This window comes from Streptomyces odontomachi (genome assembly GCF_024435355.1).
Lineage (GTDB): Bacteria > Actinomycetota > Actinomycetes > Streptomycetales > Streptomycetaceae > Streptomyces > Streptomyces odontomachi.
This window is the reverse complement of record NZ_JAMJWG010000036.1, coordinates 1-15,723: the sequence shown is the minus strand read 5'-3', so window position 1 is coordinate 15,723 and position 15,723 is coordinate 1. Positions and strand designations below refer to the sequence as shown.

16 protein-coding genes and 1 pseudogene are annotated in these 15,723 nt (G+C 71.3%); 10 read left to right on the top strand and 7 right to left on the bottom strand.

What is annotated here, in order from left to right; translation table 11 throughout:
* Positions 1-3: 3 nt before the first annotated feature.
* From NQO67_RS40515 to pssA, 4 genes are all read left to right on the top strand, one after another.
* Positions 4-567 (top strand): MaoC family dehydratase, encoded by a 564-nt coding sequence (locus NQO67_RS40515; protein ID WP_255955574.1) that lies wholly within the window; start codon positions 4-6, stop codon positions 565-567.
* 4 nt (positions 568-571) lie between these two features.
* Positions 572-1,786, top strand: coding sequence for an acyl-CoA dehydrogenase family protein (locus NQO67_RS40510; protein ID WP_255955573.1), 1,215 nt, complete (start codon positions 572-574; stop codon positions 1,784-1,786).
* Positions 1,787-1,956: 170 nt separating this feature from the next.
* Positions 1,957-2,622: a phosphatidylserine decarboxylase gene (locus tag NQO67_RS40505; RefSeq protein ID WP_255955572.1), complete on the top strand. Its 666-nt coding sequence runs from the start codon at positions 1,957-1,959 to the stop codon at positions 2,620-2,622.
* A complete protein-coding gene (pssA, locus tag NQO67_RS40500) occupies positions 2,609-3,463 on the top strand; it encodes a CDP-diacylglycerol--serine O-phosphatidyltransferase (protein WP_255955571.1) in 855 nt (284 codons plus the stop codon). The genes NQO67_RS40505 and pssA overlap by 14 nt, the downstream gene beginning before the upstream one ends.
* A gap of 69 nt (positions 3,464-3,532) precedes the next feature.
* Here pssA and NQO67_RS40495 read toward each other — a convergent pair whose 3' ends face one another.
* On the bottom strand, positions 3,533-4,753 hold the full coding sequence (locus NQO67_RS40495) for a glycerate kinase (protein WP_374119287.1): 1,221 nt from the start codon (positions 4,751-4,753) through the stop codon (positions 3,533-3,535).
* Between the two features lie 296 nt (positions 4,754-5,049).
* On the opposite strand from NQO67_RS40495, the gene NQO67_RS40490 reads away from it, so the two are divergent.
* On the top strand, positions 5,050-5,514 hold the full coding sequence (locus NQO67_RS40490) for an NUDIX domain-containing protein (protein ID WP_255955609.1): 465 nt from the start codon (positions 5,050-5,052) through the stop codon (positions 5,512-5,514).
* 107 nt (positions 5,515-5,621) lie between these two features.
* A complete protein-coding gene (locus NQO67_RS40485; RefSeq protein WP_255955570.1) occupies positions 5,622-6,347 on the top strand; it encodes an SIR2 family NAD-dependent protein deacylase in 726 nt (241 codons plus the stop codon).
* A 92-nt stretch (positions 6,348-6,439) separates the two neighbouring features.
* Here NQO67_RS40485 and NQO67_RS40480 read toward each other — a convergent pair whose 3' ends face one another.
* The 4 genes and pseudogenes from NQO67_RS40480 to NQO67_RS40465 form a co-directional block, all read right to left on the bottom strand.
* A complete protein-coding gene (locus NQO67_RS40480) occupies positions 6,440-6,940 on the bottom strand; it encodes a methylated-DNA--[protein]-cysteine S-methyltransferase (protein ID WP_308295743.1) in 501 nt (166 codons plus the stop codon).
* 131 nt (positions 6,941-7,071) lie between these two features.
* A pseudogene (locus tag NQO67_RS40475) lies at positions 7,072-8,619 on the bottom strand (AlkA N-terminal domain-containing protein); the annotation flags it as partial.
* 85 nt (positions 8,620-8,704) lie between these two features.
* Entirely contained in the window at positions 8,705-9,193 is a 489-nt protein-coding gene (locus tag NQO67_RS40470; protein WP_255955568.1) for an SRPBCC family protein, read from the bottom strand.
* Positions 9,190-9,603 (bottom strand): ArsR/SmtB family transcription factor, encoded by a 414-nt coding sequence (locus NQO67_RS40465; RefSeq protein WP_255955566.1) that lies wholly within the window; start codon positions 9,601-9,603, stop codon positions 9,190-9,192. The genes NQO67_RS40470 and NQO67_RS40465 overlap by 4 nt, the downstream gene beginning before the upstream one ends.
* Positions 9,604-9,994: 391 nt before the next feature.
* Here NQO67_RS40465 and NQO67_RS44470 point away from each other — a divergent pair, with 391 nt between their 5' ends.
* A complete protein-coding gene (locus tag NQO67_RS44470) occupies positions 9,995-10,936 on the top strand; it encodes a pentapeptide repeat-containing protein (RefSeq protein WP_255955565.1) in 942 nt (313 codons plus the stop codon).
* Between the two features lie 51 nt (positions 10,937-10,987).
* Here the strand turns inward: NQO67_RS44470 and NQO67_RS40455 are convergent, their stop codons facing one another.
* Together NQO67_RS40455 and NQO67_RS40450 are read right to left on the bottom strand one after the other, a co-directional pair.
* Entirely contained in the window at positions 10,988-11,521 is a 534-nt protein-coding gene (locus NQO67_RS40455; RefSeq protein ID WP_255955564.1) for an O-acetyl-ADP-ribose deacetylase, read from the bottom strand.
* A 74-nt stretch (positions 11,522-11,595) separates the two neighbouring features.
* Complete coding sequence (locus NQO67_RS40450) at positions 11,596-12,324, bottom strand: TetR/AcrR family transcriptional regulator (protein WP_255955563.1); 729 nt, start codon at positions 12,322-12,324, stop codon at positions 11,596-11,598.
* Between the two features lie 109 nt (positions 12,325-12,433).
* Between NQO67_RS40450 and NQO67_RS40445 the strand changes: the two genes are divergently transcribed.
* The 3 genes from NQO67_RS40445 to NQO67_RS40435 all read left to right on the top strand — a co-directional run bounded on the left by NQO67_RS40445 (position 12,434) and on the right by NQO67_RS40435 (position 15,468).
* Complete coding sequence (locus tag NQO67_RS40445; protein WP_255955562.1) at positions 12,434-13,093, top strand: NADPH-dependent FMN reductase; 660 nt, start codon at positions 12,434-12,436, stop codon at positions 13,091-13,093.
* The gene (locus NQO67_RS40440) at positions 13,090-14,502 is read left to right on the top strand and encodes a DHA2 family efflux MFS transporter permease subunit (protein ID WP_255955561.1); all 1,413 of its coding nucleotides are present in this window, start codon (positions 13,090-13,092) and stop codon (positions 14,500-14,502) included. The genes NQO67_RS40445 and NQO67_RS40440 overlap by 4 nt, the downstream gene beginning before the upstream one ends.
* 198 nt (positions 14,503-14,700) lie before the next feature.
* A complete protein-coding gene (locus NQO67_RS40435) occupies positions 14,701-15,468 on the top strand; it encodes a D-Ala-D-Ala carboxypeptidase family metallohydrolase (protein WP_255955560.1) in 768 nt (255 codons plus the stop codon).
* Positions 15,469-15,723: the final 255 nt, after the last annotated feature.

Sequence of the window (15,723 nt, the reverse complement as noted above, 5' to 3'; positions counted from 1 at the left end):
GCCATGCAGTTCGGACGCACTTTCGAGGAGTTCGAGGTCGGCGCGGTGTACAAGCACTGGCCCGGCAAGACGATCACGGAGTACGACGACCACCTCTTCTGCCTGCTGACGATGAACCACCATCCGCTGCACCTCGACGCGCACTACGCCGAGCAGACGACGGACTTCAAGAAGAACGTCGTGGTGGGCAACTACGTCTACTCGCTGCTGCTCGGCATGTCGGTACCCGACGTGTCGGGCAAGGCGATCGCCAACCTCGAGGTCGAGTCGCTGAAGCACGTGGCCCCGACCTTCCACGGCGACACCCTCTACGGCGAGACGACGGTGCTCGGCAAGACCCCGTCCAGGTCCCGCCCGGACCGCGGCGTCGTCCAGGTCGAGACCCGCGGCCACAACCAGCACGGCACGCTCGTCTGCGTGTTCCGGCGCAAGGTGATGGTGCCGACCGAGGCCTACGTCCAGGAGCGCGGCGGGGAGCAGCCCGGCCGGCCCGCACCCCAGTCCGACCCGCAGTCGAACGCACGACCGAGTACGCGGCCGAGCTCGCGGCAAGACAAGGAGAACTGACCCGATGAGCCGACTCGCCCAGACCCACGGCCTGACCGAGATCCAGGCCGAGATCATCTCCACGGTCCGCGACTTCGTCGACAAAGAGATCATTCCGGTCGCCACGGAGCTCGAGCACCGGGACGAGTACCCGCAGGAGATCGTCGACGGCCTGAAGGAGCTGGGCCTGTTCGGCCTGATGATCCCCGAGGAGTACGGGGGTCTCGGCGAGTCACTGCTCACCTACGCCCTGTGCGTGGAGGAGATCGCGCGCGGCTGGATGTCGGTGTCCGGCATCATCAACACCCACTTCATCGTCGCGTACCTGCTCAAGCAGCACGGCACCGACGAGCAGAAGGAGTACTTCCTGCCGCGCATGGCGGCCGGCGGGGTACGCGGCGCCTTCTCGATGTCGGAGCCCGGACTGGGCTCGGATGTGTCCGCGATCACGTCGAAGGCGGTGCGGGAGGATGACACCTTCGTATTGACCGGGCAGAAGATGTGGCTGACCAACGGGGGCACGTCCTCGCTGGTGGCGGTGTTGTGCCGGACGGACACCGACGACACGGCAGGCGCCGACGGCGGCGCACCGCACCGTTCGATGACGACCTTCCTGGTCGAGAAGGAGCCCGGCTTCGGTGCCGTGCGCCCCGGGCTCACCATCCCCGGCAAGATCGAGAAGATGGGCTACAAGGGTGTCGACACCACCGAAATGATCATGGACGGGCTGCGCATCCCGGCAAATCGCGTGCTCGGCGGCAGGACCGGGCGAGGTTTTTACCAGATGATGGACGGGGTGGAGGTCGGGCGCGTGAACGTCGCGGCGCGTGGCTGCGGTGTCGCGCAGCGTGCGTTCGAGCTGGGTGTCGCCTACGCCCAGCAGCGGCACACCTTCGGCAAGCCGATCGCCCAGCACCAGGCGATCCAGTTCAAGCTCGCCGAGATGGCTACCAAGGTCGAGGCCGCTCATGCCATGATGGTGAACGCAGCACGCAAAAAGGACTCCGGGGAGCGAAACGACCTGGAGGCGGGGATGGCGAAATACCTCGCCTCCGAGTACTGCAAGGAGGTCGTCGAGGACTCCTTCCGGATCCACGGCGGCTACGGCTTCTCCAAGGAGTACGAGATCGAGCGCCTCTACCGGGAGGCTCCGATGCTGCTGATCGGCGAAGGCACCGCGGAAATCCAGAAGATGATCATCGGCAGGCGACTGCTCGAAGAGTATCGGTATCTGGGATAGGCCCCGGGGCCGTGAGGGGGTGTCGGCGAGAAGAACGTCACACGCGGTCAACATGTCCCGGTAGCCGACTCGGCTTGCTCGCTTGCCGAGTTACACCCTGCAACCGATACGATCGCTGAAAGCCGCCGTCCCCCTTATGTGCGCGGCATCATCCGCTACGAAGGTCATCCATGCCCCACAGCCAAACCTCTGCACCACGTGACGGCGTACGCTTCCCGGTACGCCTTGCTCGCGGAGCATCGCCGTGGCTGCTGCCGACCGCCGCTGTCGCAGCCCTGTCGCTGGCCCGCGCCCTGCGGTCCCCACGGTCGGCCGCGACCGTGCTCGCCGTGCCCACCACCGCTCTCACGGCCGGCATGCTGTGGTTCTTCCGCGACCCGGAGCGCGAGATCCCCGAGGGCCGGGTGCTGTCACCCGCCGACGGCGTGGTGCAGAGCATCATGCCCTGGAAGGACGGCCGCACCCGCGTCGCGATCTTCATGAGCCCGCTGAACGTCCATGTGAACCGTGCCCCGCTGCCCGGCACCGTGACGTCCGTGGAGCACGTCCCCGGTGGTTTCGTCCCCGCTTTCAACAAGGAGAGCGAGAACAACGAACGTGTCATCTGGCACTTCGACACCGAGCTCGGCGACATAGAGATGATCCAGATCGCCGGCGCCGTGGCCCGACGCATCGTGCCGTACCTCCCCACCGGCAGCAAGGTCGAGCAGGGCGACCGGATCGGGCTGATCCGTTTCGGTTCGCGAGTCGACCTCTACCTTCCGCGTGGCGTCGAGGTCGCGGTCGAGGTCGGCCAGAACACCGTGGCTGGGGTGACACGCCTTGACCGTGATTGATCCCGACACGCAGGCCGGCTGGGTGCCGGAGACGGAGCCGGACGAGGACGGCGAGGAGATGCCGCTGTCGCTGCGCCTGTCGATAGCGGACACGCTCACGCTGGGCAACGCCACCTGCGGCTTCATGGCCGTCTACTTCACCACCACCGGCATCCTGATCCCGCACCTCACGGGCAGCGACGAGTCGGGCATGGCCCGGCACTCGGCCGCCACCGCGGTGATCCTGATGCTGTGCGCCGCCGTCTTCGACCTCTGCGACGGGCTGGTGGCGCGCAAGCTGCGCAGCTCCCCGATGGGCGCCGAGCTGGACAACCTCTCCGACCTGATCAGCTTCGGCCTGGCACCCGCGTACTTCGTGCTGGTCTACGGCATGGTCGCGGACGACGCGCACCAGCGGGTGGCGGCGGTCGGTGCGATCGTGGTGCTGCTCGCAGTCGTGCTCAGACTCGCCAGATTCTCCTGCGTCACGTTGAAGGACGGCATGTTCCAGGGCATGCCGAGCCCCTTCGGGGCGCTCACGGTCGTCTCGATCGTGCTGCTCGAGCTGCCGTTCGTGGCCACCCTGATGGCGATCATCGGGACCGCGTGGCTGATGGTGAGCCGGGTGGAGTACCCCAAGCCGCGTGGCCGGCTGGCGGGCGCCGTCTTCGGCTGGATCGTGCTCAGCATCGGCCTGCTCGCGGCATGGGCCTTCGACGCCCCCGGCGGCCAGCTGCTGTTGCAGACCGGCTGCTCGCTCCAGCTGGTGATGGGTGCCGTCATCCCGTTGTTCGCCACGGCACGGCGGGTACACAACTTCCGCGACCACCGGCGAGAGGCTCGGGCGGCACAGCTGCCGTAGCAGTACTCCGGTGCCGGTGCCGGCACGCACGAACGTGGGCCGGGTCCTCCATGGGCCCGGCCCACGGCGTTACCCGTCCGAAAGGGGCTTCCCGGCTCGCGCGTGCCCCCGGGACTCCACCAGCAGGTCCCGGGCGATGCGCTCGCCCAGGTTCTCCAGGAGGGGACCAGCCAGGGCCATGCAGCGCGCCGGATCGGGCTCCACGTCCGTCAGGGCGTAGGCGCGGCGGATGCCCGCGCCGCGCAGCGCGTCGGCCGACAGCGCGAGGCGCCCGCACACCGCGATGACGTCCTTGCCCGCGTCACCGGCCGCCGCCGCGACGCCCGCGGGGGCCTTGCCGTGCAGGGTCTGCTCGTCCAGCGAGCCCTCCCCGGTGATGACGAGCGTGGCACGCTCCAGCGCTGCCGCGAACCCGAGCACGTCGAGCATCACCTCGATCCCCGACCGGAAGCGCGCCCCGAGCCCGACGAGCGCCCCGTAACCGATGCCGCCCGCGGCGCCGGCGCCCGGCGCCCGGGCGTACTCCGCGGCGCGTGCGCCCACGGCGGCCTCCCACACTTCCGCGTAGTGGGCCAGCGCCGCGTCCAGGACGGCGACGTCGTCGGCGCTCGCCCCCTTCTGCGGCCCGTACACGGCGGCGGCACCCTTCGGGCCGGTCAGCGGGTTGTCGACGTCGCTGGCGAGGACCACGTCCAGGTCGGCCAGGCGTGGATCGAGACCGGAGAGGTCCGCGCTGGCCAGGTCGCGCAGTGCCGCACCACCGGGCGCCACCGGCGCTCCCCCGGCGTCCAGGAACCGTGCGCCGAGCGCGGTCAGCATGCCCGCCCCTCCGTCGGTGGTGGCACTGCCGCCGACACCGAAGACGACGCTGCGCGCCCCCGCGTCAAGGGCGGCACGCAGCAGCTCCCCGGCGCCGTGGGTGGTCGCCGTGCGCGGCGCGAAGACACCGGGTGGCAGCAGGTGCAGCCCGGCGGCCTCGGCCATCTCCACGACGGCGGTGTCGCCGCGCAGCGCGTACGCCGCGCGCACCGGCGCCCCCAGCGGCCCGGTGACCTCGGCCTCGTGCCGCTCGAAGCCGGCCGCGACCGCCGCGCTCACCGTTCCGTCGCCACCGTCGGCGACCGGCAGGGCCTCGACGTCCAGCCCCGGGACCACCCGGCGCAGCCCCGCCGTGACGCACTCGGCGACCTGTACGGCGGTGAGCGAGCCCTTGAATTTGTCAGCGGCGATCAGCACTCTCGGGGTGCCGTCCCCCGCCGTCGCCTGCGCCGTCGCGTTCCGCGGGATCACCTTCGCACTCCCCTTGCTGTTCGGGCCCTGCGCACGTCAAGCACGTCGCGCACGTCAAGGCAGCCGCGCCGCTGTGACCTTAACCGGAGGGTGCACTCCCTGCACAGAGCAGCCGCCTCGCACACCCGCCGGCGCACACGCCCAACCGCGGCCGGGCCGCACTGACTACCCTGTGCGGCGTGACTGCTGACGATCAAGAAGCTGCTGCCTCTGCCGAGCCCGCGGCTCCCGCCGCCCCGGCGCCGCCGGCGCCGGACACCCCAACCCCCGCCACCGACCCCGCGTTCGCCGCCTACATCGCGACCCTGCCGCGGGTACTCGTGGGCGCCGCCGTGCTGTTCAGGAACGCCGACGGCCACGTCCTGCTGGTCGAACCGAACTACCGCGAGGGCTGGGGCCTGCCCGGCGGCACCGTGGAGTCCGACAGCGGGGAGACACCCCGCGAGGGTGCCCGGCGGGAGACCGTCGAGGAGATCGGCCTCGACGTGCCGCCCGGCCGGCTCCTCGCGGTGGACTGGGTGCGCGGCCCCGGACGACCACCGCTGGTCGCCTACCTCTACGACGGTGGGGTGCTCACGCCCGAGCAACTGGCCTCGATCAGGCTCCAGGAAGAGGAGTTGCTGTCCTGGCGCCTGGTGGCCCCCGACGAGGTGCCGGGCCATCTCTCGGCCACGTCGAGCCGTCGGGTGCTCGCCGCGCTCGAGGGCCTGGAGACCGGCGAGGGCCCCATCGAGCTGGAGGACGGCCACCGGGCGCACTGACACCGGGACGGCGCCTCGACCGGCGGCACCCACCGGGAGCGGAGCACGGTCGGCACAACCGCCTGATCCCGTTTCCCACGGGTGGCCGGCCGGCCTACCCTCGAGCCATGGACCAGCCTCTCGTCGCCATCCTCAGTGGCGCAGGTATCTCCACCGACTCCGGCATCCCCGACTACCGCGGTCCGGCGGGTGTCTGGACCCGCGACCCGGAGGCGCAGAAGCTCGTCACGTTCGAGTACTACATGAACGACCCGGACATCCGCCGCCGGTCCTGGCAGCTGCGCCGCAAGAACCGCACGCTCCAGGCCGAGCCGAACGCGGCGCACCGCGCCGTGGTGGAGCTGGAGCGTTCGGGGGTGCCGGTACGGGTCATCACGCAGAACGTGGACGGCCTGCACCAGCGCGCCGGGATGCCTACCCGCAAGGTCGTCGAACTGCACGGCACCGCACGGTCCGTGGTGTGCATGACGTGCCGGGCCCGCTCCGACATGGCCCAGGCGCTGGCCCGGGTCGAGGCGGGCGAGGCCGATCCGGACTGCGTGGAGTGCGGCGGCATCCTGAAGTCCGCGACGGTGATGTTCGGCGAGTCGCTCGATCCTGATGTGCTGACCGAGGCGGTCGCGATCACCAAGGCCTGCGATGTGTTCATCGCGGTCGGGACCAGCCTCCAGGTGCAGCCCGCCGCCGGACTCGCCGGAATCGCCGCCGACCACGACGCGCGGCTCGTCATCGTCAACGCCGAGCCGACGCCGTACGACGACATCGCCGACGAGGTGGTGCGGGAGCCGATCGGCACCGCCCTGCCGCGACTGTTGGGACAGTTGGTGCCGTAGCGGCGCGACGCCCGACGGCCACCCGGGGGGTGACCGTCGGCCCGGCCAGAGGTCATACGTCGCAGGTCAGAACAGTCCGGGATCGGAACGGTTCAGAACAGTGCCGTCCCCCGTTCGAAGTCCAGCAGCTGCTTCTTGCGCTCCAGGCCGCCGCCGTAGCCGGTCAGGTTGCCGTTGGCGCCGATGACGCGGTGGCACGGGACGATGATGCCGATCGGGTTCTTGCCGTTGGCGAGGCCCACGGCACGCGACGCCTTCGGGTTGCCGAGCGCGTCGGCCAGCTTGCCGTAGGACCAGGTCTCGCCGTACGGGATGCGCTGGAGCTGCTGCCAGACACGCTGCTGGAACGGTGTGCCGGCCAGCTTCAGCGGCAGGTCGAACTCCTTGAGGTCGCCGGCGAAGTACGCCGACAGCTGGTCGACGACCGTGCGGAACGGTGCGTCACCGGGGTCGCCGCGGTCGCCGAAGTCCTCGTCGGCGGGACGATGGCGCTGGTCGGTCATGTAGAGACCGGAGAGCACGCTGTCGGTGGCCACCAGGGTCAGCGGCCCGTAAGGGCTGTCGATCACGGTGTGCGTGGTGGGGTGGTTCACGAGAGTCACCTGTTTCACATGGTCACGTGGGTCTTGGCCGCGGGCTCCGCGACCGTACGGGCCGTGGCCGGAGCCACCGCCCGCGCGGTGCGGCGGGTCCTGTCCGCGGTGCCGGGGTCCGAGTTGGACGTCGGCAGGAGGTTGATGGGGTGGTCGTCCGTGGCCCACAGGTACTGGACGGCGTAGGCCCGCCAGGGGCGCCAGGCGGCGGCGTGCGCGGTGAGCGCCGCCGGGCTGCCGGGCAGGCCCAGGTGCTCGGCCGCGCGGCGCATGCCGAGGTCGGTCGGGAGGAAGGCGTCCGGGTCGCCCAGCGCCCGCATCGCGATCACTTCGACCGTCCACGGTCCGAAGCCGGGCAGCGCGCTGAGCCGGTCGCGCGCCTCGGCCCAGTCGCTCTCCGCGCCGAGCCGCAGGCTGCCGTCGGCGAGCAGTCCGACGAGGTGGATGAGCGTGTTGCGCCGGCTGCGCGGCAACGCGAGTCGCTCCGGGTCCAGCGCGGCGAGCGCCTGGGGAGTCGGGAAGAGATGGGTGAGTCCGCCCTCCGGGTCGTCGATCGGCTCACCGTGCGCGAGCACGAGACGGGCCGCGTGGGTGCGGGCGGCGGCCGTGGAGACCTGCTGGCCGAGCACCGCACGGACCGCGAACTCGGCCTCGTCGACGGTGCGCGGCACCCGGCGGCCCGGCGCCTTCTCGACGAGCGGTGCCAGCAGCTCGTCGGCACGCAGCCGGTCGTCCACCGCGACGGGGTCGGCGTCCAGGTCCAGCATGCGACGGCACCGGCTGATGGCCACGGGGAGGTCCCGCAGGTCGGTGAGGGTGAGCCGGCAGTCGATGTGGGTGGGGCGCGGGCTGAGGGCGACGATGCCGTGCCCGTAGGGCAACCGCAGGGTGCGGCGGAGCGCGCCGTCGCGCCACTCCTCCACGCCGGGCACGGCCGTGGCGGCGAGGTGCCCGAAGAGGTTGTCGGGGTTGAGCGGGGCACGGAACGGCAACCGCAGGGAGAGCGCGCCGCCGGTCCCGGAGGCACCGGGTCTGGGGGCGGCCCCGCCGGAACCGGAACCGGCCCCGCCGGGGATCGCCGCGGTGGTGGCGGTGGCCGCGGTACGGGCGGTCGCCTTCGGGACGCGGGCCCGTAGCTCGCTCGGGGACAGCCCGAAGACCTCGCGCACCGTCTCGTTGAAGGTGCGGATCGAGGCGAAGCCGGCGGCGAAGGCGATCTCGGAGATGGGCAGCGCGGTGGTCTCGATCAGCAGCCGGGCGGTCTGCGCGCGCTGGGCGCGGGCCAGTGCCAGCGGCCCGGCGCCCAGCTCGGCGAGCAGCTGCCGCTCGATCTGCCGGGCGCTGTAGCCGAGCCGGGCGGCCAGGCCCGGCACGCCGTCCCGGTCGACGACCCCGTCGGCGATCAAGCGCATGGCGCGGGCGACGAGGTCGGCCCGCTCGTTCCACTCGGGTGAGCCGGGTGTGGCGTCCGGGCGGCAGCGCTTGCAGGCGCGGAACCCGGCCTGCTGGCAGGCGGCGGCACTCGGATAGAACCGCATGTTCTCGGGCTTGGGCGGCACGACCGGGCAGCTCGGCCGGCAGTAGATGCCGGTGGTCACCACGGCCGTGAAGAACCAGCCGTCGAACCGTGCGTCCTTCGACTGGACGGCGCGTACACAGCGCTCGATGTCGGTGTGCATGCTCTCCAGGATGGCCCACCCCGGACCCCGGAACTGGCGAGAATCCGACATCAGCCTCGCTCTGCCAGGACCTGGTCTGTAGCGATCATGTGTGCGCGGGGGCGTCGAACACGGTGGCCAGCGCGGTCAGCCACTCCGCCGTGCCCTGCTCGCGCCAGTCGGGGTGCTCCCGGCCGTCGAGGAACGTGCCCTGTTCGGTGAGGACGAGACGGGTGCCGTCGCCCTCGGCGCTGAACTCCACCGTGGTCAGGGACACGGTCGCCAGCTCGTCGTCGGCGCTGAGGGTGGACGTGTAGACGATGCGCTCGTCGGGGTCGATGTGCTGGTACACCGACACGACCGCCAGGTCGGGGCCGGCGTCGGGTCGGCGTCGGCAGTGAACCGTCTCCCGGCCGCCGACCCGGAAGTCCAACGCGTGCTCGACGCCGGCGCCGGCGAACCACGTGGCCTTCTCCGCGGGGTCGGACCAGGCCGCGAACACCCGGGACGGTGGAGCCGGATAGCGGCGTTCCAGGGTGAAGGTGGAGTGCAGGACGGAGTGGTCGGAGTCGGAGGGGTCGCTCGTGGGGGTCATCGGGGTTCCCTTTCGGAGGCGGGATACGAGGACGTGTCCGGGTCGGAGGGTGGGTCGGAGGGTGGGTCGGACGCAGCGCCGAGGTGGTCGCCCAGCCGGTCGAGACGGCTCTCCCAGGCGGTGCGCTGCCGCCCCAGCCAGTCCTCGGCCGTGCGCAGCCCCTGGGGCTCGATCCGGCAGGTGCGCACCCGGCCGGTCTTCTCGGTCCTGACCAGAGCGCTGTCCTCCAGGACATGCAGATGCTGGACGACCGCGGCCAGCGATATCGCCAGTGGCCCGGCGAGCTCGCCGACCGACGCCGGCCCGCGCGTCAGCCGCTCGACCATGGCACGCCGGTTGGGGTCGGCGAGCGCATGGAACACCCGGCTCAGGGATGCGGCGGACGCGCCCTCGTCATCTTTGTTAAGCACCTACTTAAGTATACGCGCCTGAGCGCAATAGTAAAGCAGATGCTTAAGTGTGGACCTCACGCACGGCGCCGCGCGAGGCCGGCGGGCCACGCGGCGCGCTTCAACCTCCCCGGCGCAGAGTCGTCAGACAGCGCGCCCCTGGCCCCGTCAGGGGCGTCGGGGGGCGGGGGCGTTCGGGGGCGTCAATGCGACGAGACGCCACATCTAGCCAACTCGCGTATGGATGCGCTGAAATACCGGTATGCCGCCTTCGCCTGGCGGCCGGCGCTCGCGCCGACCGCCCCGACTCCGTACCGGTGCCATGCCCGGGTCGAGGACGGCCCGCGGGCGGCGATTCCGAGCCGGTGCACGGTCCACAGGCGGCCTGGACTGGGCCCGCCGCGTCGAACTGGTGTCGGTCGCCATCGCCTCCCTCGTGGCGGTGGGTGGACTGTGGTACTCCAACGCCCAGACGAAGGACGCCCGGGACGAGGCCAGGCAGGCCAACTCCCAGGCCCAGCAGGATCGAGCACTCAGCAAGGAAGGACAGATCACCGACCGGTACACCGCGGCCGTGAACAACCTTGGCGACGACAAGATGGAAGTGCGGTTGGGCGGCATCTACGCCTTACAGCGCATCATGCAGGACTCTCACCGCGACCAGCCCACGATCGCCAACGTGCTCGCCGCCTACCTCCGAAGCCACGCGAGCGGACCGCCACCCAAAGGGAACTCCAGCCCGGCCGACGTCCTCGCCGCTTTCTCCGTACTGGCCACCCGCAATCCGCGGTATGACGACTCCCTGACTCTCAACCTCGCCGCAATCTGGGTGACGAACAGCAAGCGCGTACCCGTCTCCATGTCACACGACGAGAAACTGGAACCCTGCCGGCTGACCTCGAAGCCGGCCCAACTGGCCAACGTGGACTTCAGCAGCGCCCACCTGAGCAACGTGATGTTGAACCACGCGGACATGGATCACGCAATCCTCGTCGGAGCGGACCTGGCGAATTCGAACCTGAGCGGCGTAGACCTCACCCGGGCGGAACTCCCCTTCGTCGACTTACGGCACGCGTCTCTCAACGACGCGCAGTTGCGGGAATCATCCCTAGTGGCAGCGGACATGAGCGATGCAATCCTGTTCAGGGCAGATCTGAGCGGCACCTCCATGGACCATGCGGTCTTGCGCGACGCTCGCATGGGCGGGGCGGACTTGCGTGGCGCCGATCTGCGGGGAGCGGACCTACGTGGCGCCGACCTCATGGGGGCGGACCTGCGGGGTGCGAATCTGCACGGCGCGAAGCTGAAAGGCGCTCGGATCTCCGCGGACCAGCTGCGTTCAGCCGACCGCTGAGGGCACCGAGACCCGGTTGCGGGCACCGTCATGCCGCGTCGCCGGCCGCGACTATCCCTGCCCGCCGTCGCCCTCCCCCAGCGCCGCCTCGAAGGCCCCGTACGCCCGCTCGTCGAAGAGCACGAACCGCACTTCCTCGATGCCGGCGCCGGCCGTCTCGCGCACCGTGCGGATGGCGATCCGGGCGCCGTCGTCCATGGGCCAGCCGTACACACCGGTCGAGACGGCGGGGAAGGCGACGGTGCGGGCGCCGAGTTCGGCGGCGACCCGCAGGGACTGGCGATAGCAGGAGGCGAGCAGGTCGGAGCGGTCCTCGGTGGCGGACCAGACGGGTCCCACGGTGTGGATCACATGGCCGGCCGGCAGCCGGCCCGCCGTGGTGGCGACGGCCTCGCCGGTCGGCAGACCCTTGCCGTACCGGCCGGCGCGCAGCTCACGGCAGGCGGCGAGGATCAGCGGGCCGCCCCGCCGGTGAATCGCACCGTCGACACCACCCCCACCGAGCAACGACGAGTTCGCCGCGTTGACCACGGCGTCGACCGCCTGCTCGGTGATGTCTCCGCGGACCAGCGTGAGGATCGTCATGACGGCATCGTAGGAAGCCGGCCCTCGAGTGGCGACTCCTTACCCTCGGCAGGTCCCGTCCGCGCCGATCGCCGTCAGCGGCGTGCCGGACCGTACGCCCGCAGGAACGCCCGCACGCCGGCCGTCGCCGTCTGCTCCACCTGCTCCGGGGGGAGCGGAATGACGCCCCAGTAGGACCGCTGCACGACCTCCGTCGAGGTCAACGTCATGAAGTGGGTGGTGGCCTGAGCCGCGTCGCCGTGCACGTCGAGCAGGCCGCGGTCGTGGAACGCCGTCAGGATCGCGGCCAGCTCACGGCGGACGGCGCGCGGTCCGGCGTCCTGCCAGGCGTCCAGGACGTCGGCCGGGATGTGGCCTGCCTCCCCCTGGATGTGCCGCACCAGCGCGAAGTGCTCGCGAAAGTCGGTGAGCAGGCCGAGCCAGGCGTGCGCCAGGGCGAGCAGGTCGCGCTCCAGGTCGTCGGGGTGCGGCGGGCGCTCCGGGTCCAGGCATCTGCGGAGCTGGACCAGCTGCTCGTCCCTGACCCGCGCGGAGCTCCACAGCATCACCGTACGGAACAGCTCCGCCTTGCCGCCCGGGAAGTGGTTGTAGATGGTGCGTGTCGAGACGCCGGCCTCCGCGGCGATGGTGTCGACGCCGGCGCGGGCGTAACCGTCCCGCCCGAAGACCCCGCAGGCGGCATGCGTGATCGCCGCCGCCTTCTCGGCCCGCCGCCGCGGCGACCGGGCGGCCCGCGCCGCGCCCGCTGAGCCGGCCGAACCCTCGGAGGGTCCCGTCGTGTGCATGGAGGCTGCGCCGCTCATCGCCTGTTCTCCCTCTCCGCTCCTGATTACAACCGCCATTGTACTTACTACAACGACCGTTGTACCTTAGCGACACAGACCGACAAGGCCGACCCACAAGGGGGACCTCATGTCCGACGCCGTGTCCGACACCACTTCGGCAGCCGTAACCGATGCCACCCAGGCCACGGACCCGCACTCCGCGCTGCGGGTCGGCGTCATCATCGGAAGCGTCCGAGGGGGTCGCGTCGGCGGGGCGGTCACCGCCTGGTTCACCGACCACGTGAGTGACCGCACCGACGTCGAGTTGGACGTCATCGACGTGGCCGACCTGGACCTGCCGATGGCCATGCCCGGCCGGGACGGACTGCCCGCCCCCGCTCCGGAGACCCTGGCGGCCCTCGCCGACGTGAGCCCCCGGCTGGGCGCCGCCGACGCCTTCGTCGTCATCACGCCCGAGTACAACCACAGCTTCCCGGCCGCGCTGAAGAACCTCATCGACTGGCACCGCGTCGAGTGGCAGGCCAAGCCGGTCGGCTTCGTCTCCTACGGGGGCGTGAGCGGCGGCCTGCGCGCCGTCGAGCAACTCCGGCAGGTCTTCGCCGAACTGCACGCCATGAGCGTGCGCGACAGCGTCAGCCTGCACGGGCCCTGGTCCTTCCTGGGCGAGGACGGCGCGCCGCGTGACGCGGCGATATGCGCCAGTGCCGCCAAGAACATGCTGGACCAGTTGGTGTGGTGGGGGCGGGCGCTGCGCACCGCCCGCGCCGAGCACCCGTACGGCGCATGAGAAGCCTGCCCGCCGCCGGCACCGTACCCGCCGCCGGGCACGCACCGGGGCTGGCCCGGACGCTCACCGTCGTCGTCATCGGCTCGGTCATGGCCGTGCTCGACGTGACGATCGTGAACGTCGCGCTGCATCCGCTGGCCGCCGTGTTCCGGGCGCCGCTGGCGACCGTCCAGTGGGTGGCGACGGGTTACACGCTCGCGCTGGCCGCGGTGATCCCGGTGGCCGCCTGGGCGATGGCACGCTACGGCGCCAAACGCACCTACCTGACCGCCCTGACGCTGTTCACCTGCGGTTCGGCGGCCGCGGCGATGTCCTGGAACATCGGCACCCTGGTGCTGTTCCGGGTGGTGCAGGGGCTCGGCGGCGGGTTGCTGATGCCGGTGGGCATGGCCATGGTCGTGCAGGCCGCGGACCGGGAGCGGATGGGGCGGGCCATGGCGGTGCTCGGCATCCCCGTCCTGGTCGGCCCGGTGACCGGGCCCGTGCTGGGGGGCTGGCTGATCGACGCCGCCTCCTGGCACTGGATCTTCCTGGTCAACCTGCCGGTCGGGGTGGTGGCGGTGGTCCTCGCAGCGGTGCTGCTGCCCGGTACGGGACCGCGGCACGCCCGGCTGCTGGACGTGCCGGGCCTGCTGACGCTCGCGCCGGGCCTGGCCGCGCTGGTCTACGGCCTGTCCACGGGCGGTGCGCGGGGCGACCTCACGGCGCCGGGCGCGCTGCTGCCCACGGTCGCGGGGGCCGTCCTGATCGCCGGGTTCGTGGCCCGCGCACTGACCGCCCGTCATCCGCTGCTGCACCTGCAGCTACTGCGGGAACGTCACTTCGCCGCCGGCATCGCCACGATGACGCTGTTCCCGGCCGGCTACTTCGGCTCGATGCTGCTGACGCCGATGTACTACCAGGGCGTCCGGGGGCTCGGCGCGACCGAGTCCGGGCTGCTGGGCGTGCCGCTCGCCGTCGCCGTCGGCACGTCGATGCAGATCGCCACCCGGCGGATCGACCGGGCCTCGCCGCGCCGTGTGGTGGTGTCCGGGATCGCTGTCGCCGCGCTCGGGCTCGCGCTGTTCGCCGCTCAGCTCGGGGCCGGCACGCCCTACTGGCGGTTGTGCGCGGCGCTGCTGGTGACCGGTGCCGGCGTCGGGATGGTGATGATGCCGGTCAACACGACGGCGACCCGCATGCTGGACCCCGTCGACGTCCCGTCCGGCAGCACCGTTCTCGCCATCGTCTCCCAGTTCGGCGCATCGGCCGGGACCGCGCTGGTGTCGGTGGTCCTGGCCGCGCACACGGCCGGTGCAGCGGACGCGGGGCAGCAGGCCGCCGCTTTCCGGCACACCTACTGGTGGGCGACGGCGCTCCTGCTCGCGGCCGCCGTCCCCGCGCTGCTGCTGCCGCACCGCACGAAGTGACCGTCCAAGGTTGCCGCTTTCGGCCATCCGACGGCTGGTTCCACCTCCCCACGGAGGGAACGTTCCCGGTGCGGGGGACGCCGTCGATGGGACCAAGCCAATTCACGCTGGCATCTTCCGCCTCACGCGCATGTCCATGACACTGTCGCAGTCCACGTCGTTCCGCTGCACTTCGACAGATTCCGTGAAAGGACGAAGATGACCTCTTCCCATCCTCTTTCCCGTCGCCTCGCCGGCTCCTTCGACCGCCGGACGGCGCTGCGGGGCGCCCTGGCCGCCGGGGCCGGCGCCGTCGTCGGGCCGGTCCTGCTGTCGTCGTCCGCCCAGGCGTACTCCTGGACGCGCACCCTGAAGGAGGGGGACACCGGGGCCGACGTGACCGAGCTTCAGATCAGAGTCGCCGGCTGGGCCGCGGACAGCGCCAGCCAGTCCCTGGTGGGCATCGACGGCGACTTCGGGCCCATCACGGCGGCTGCGGTACGCCGGTTCCAGACGGCCTACGGCGTCACCGCCGACGGTGTCGTCGCGGCCTCGACGCAGACGCAGCTCAACGCCCTGGAGCAGTCGGACGGCTCGACCCTGCACTTCAACTGGAGCGAGTTCACGGACCGGGTGAGCGGCACCTTCGCCGGCGGCAAGGTGACCACCGCCCAGGCCAAGGAGAACGCCCGCCGTCTGATGTACAAGCTGGAGGCGCTGCGCAAGAAGCTCGGCAACGTCCCCCTCACCGTCAACTCCGGCTTCCGCAGCATCGCCCACAACGCGGACGTCGGCGGCGCCAGCGACAGCATGCACCTGTACGGCAACGCGGCCGACCTGGGTGCCTCGGTGTCCAACAAGACGATCTACCAGAAGGCGGAGACCTGCGGATTCTCCGGCCTGGAGACATACACCGAGGACCACCAGCACGTGGACAGCCGGGCGGACATGGGGCGTGCCTGGTGGTGGCAGGACGGCAAGATCTAGCGGGCCCCGGACGGGCTGGGGGCGCCCGTCCGGGGGGTGCGGGGCCACGGGTCCTCGTTGCCTGCCGTGGTGCAACCCGCCACCGGGTCGGTGGTCCGGACACGACGGGGATGGTCGCCTTGGGTCGGTGACGATCCGACGGTCTCGTCGGGGCCGGTGGCGCCCACGCGGCGGGAGCCGCAGCCCCGCGCCCCTTGGATGTGGGCACTTCGTGCCCAACACGGGGCCCCAAGGGGGGCGCCACGCGCCCACCCC

What these genes read in the sequence shown, in the direction of transcription:
- NQO67_RS40515 (WP_255955574.1), top strand. Translation starts at nt 4, where the DNA reads ATGCAGTTCGGACGCACTTTCGAGGAGTTCGAGGTCGGCGCGGTGTAC.
- NQO67_RS40510 (WP_255955573.1), top strand. Translation starts at nt 572, where the DNA reads ATGAGCCGACTCGCCCAGACCCACGGCCTGACCGAGATCCAGGCCGAG.
- NQO67_RS40505 (WP_255955572.1), top strand. Translation starts at nt 1,957, where the DNA reads ATGCCCCACAGCCAAACCTCTGCACCACGTGACGGCGTACGCTTCCCG.
- NQO67_RS40485 (WP_255955570.1), top strand. Translation starts at nt 5,622, where the DNA reads ATGGACCAGCCTCTCGTCGCCATCCTCAGTGGCGCAGGTATCTCCACC.
- NQO67_RS40470 (WP_255955568.1), bottom strand. Translation starts at nt 9,193, where the DNA reads ATGACCCCCACGAGCGACCCCTCCGACTCCGACCACTCCGTCCTGCAC.
- NQO67_RS40455 (WP_255955564.1), bottom strand. Translation starts at nt 11,521, where the DNA reads ATGACGATCCTCACGCTGGTCCGCGGAGACATCACCGAGCAGGCGGTC.
- NQO67_RS40450 (WP_255955563.1), bottom strand. Translation starts at nt 12,324, where the DNA reads ATGAGCGGCGCAGCCTCCATGCACACGACGGGACCCTCCGAGGGTTCG.
- NQO67_RS40445 (WP_255955562.1), top strand. Translation starts at nt 12,434, where the DNA reads ATGTCCGACGCCGTGTCCGACACCACTTCGGCAGCCGTAACCGATGCC.
- NQO67_RS40440 (WP_255955561.1), top strand. Translation starts at nt 13,090, where the DNA reads ATGAGAAGCCTGCCCGCCGCCGGCACCGTACCCGCCGCCGGGCACGCA.
- NQO67_RS40435 (WP_255955560.1), top strand. Translation starts at nt 14,701, where the DNA reads ATGACCTCTTCCCATCCTCTTTCCCGTCGCCTCGCCGGCTCCTTCGAC.